Source organism: Vibrio sp. 1288, assembly GCF_033344475.1.
In genome coordinates, this window is the sequence record NZ_JAWPOX010000725.1 from 1 (window position 1) to 620 (window position 620).

The window sequence follows — 620 nt, forward strand, 5'->3', positions numbered from 1 at the left end:
ATAGCCATACCAGTGTGGTAGCTCAACCGCCTTATAATAGCCCTTACTTTAATGGTATTAATCCATACGCCTTGGGCTTTGCAATGTTCCGAGATATTAAACGTATCTGTGAAGAGCCAACTGACGAGGATAAAGAGTGGTTCCCGGATCTAGCAGGAACAGATTGGTTAGATGCCTTGCATTTTGCTATGCATAATTTCAAAGATGAAAGCTTTATCAGCCAATATTTGTCTCCGAAATTGATGCGTGATTTCAAACTGTTCGCCATCAACGATGATGACAGGAAGAACTTTATTGAAGTCTCCGCCATACATGATGAAATGGGCTACAAACGCATTCGAGAAACTCTGGCAGCGCAGTACAACCTATCAAACTTAGAGCCTAACATTCAGGTGTTTAACGTGGATGTTCGTGGTGACCGTTCACTCACGTTGCAGTACGTCCCTCATAACCGCATTCCACTCGATGAAAGTTATGATGAGGTATTGAAACACGTCTATCGCCTATGGGGCTTTGACGTAATCTTAGAAGAAGTTAAAGACACGGGACACAGAGAAACATTAGCCACTTGTCCAAAACGCAATCAGTACGATTCAAACATTTAGTAAAAAATATACTCA

Annotated in this window: 1 protein-coding gene; it reads left to right on the plus strand. The window is 41.8% G+C overall.

The features are described from left to right. A partial coding sequence (locus tag R8O11_RS29015; protein ID WP_318195097.1) for a SpoVR family protein occupies positions 1-605 on the plus strand: 605 nt, incomplete at its 5' end. Between the last annotated feature and the right edge of the window lie 15 nt (positions 606-620).